Source organism: Pseudomonas sp. PME37.24/006, from assembly GCF_055556635.1.
In genome coordinates, this window is sequence record NZ_JBVHNL010000012.1 from 1 (window position 1) to 521 (window position 521).

The 521-nt window shown below is 67.9% G+C and carries 1 protein-coding gene; it reads left to right on the forward strand.

Translation table 11 applies throughout. From position 1 onward, the window contains the following. On the forward strand, positions 1-521 hold a 521-nt coding region (locus tag ACZ3GY_RS23640; protein ID WP_465912167.1), incomplete at both ends, for an NAD(P)-binding domain-containing protein.

The window sequence follows — 521 nt, forward strand, 5'->3', positions numbered from 1 at the left end:
TGGTGGGCGGCAAGAGTGAACTGGCGGGCGATGAACTGCTGTATCGCTTCGAATTCCCGGAGCGTCCGGGCGCGTTGATGAAGTTCCTTTCCAGCATGAACCCGGGCTGGAACATCAGCCTGTTCCACTACAAGCCGGCGAAGGCTGAGGCCGCCGCCCGGCGACTCCGACCGATCGCGCGGAATGCCCGCATCGACATAGCGACATCCCTGGAGGAAGCCGCCCAGGCATCCCCGTTCCTTGCCCTCACCACCCTCTGGGGCGCCCCGCAGCAGGCGGTGGTCTCTGCACTCGGGGACCTCCTGGACGGCAAGATCCTGATCGACGTCGCCAACCCGCTGGACGTCACGCCCACGGGCGTGCAGCTGCGGCGACCCGTGGAAGGGTCTGCGGGGCAGTACCTGGCGTCGCTCCTTCCGGCGAACGTGGGACACGTGAAGGCGTTCTCGAACCTCGCCACCGCCGCGGTCGCGAGCTCCGCGATCGCCGAGGCGAGCCCGAAGGCGGTCCTGCCGTACCTG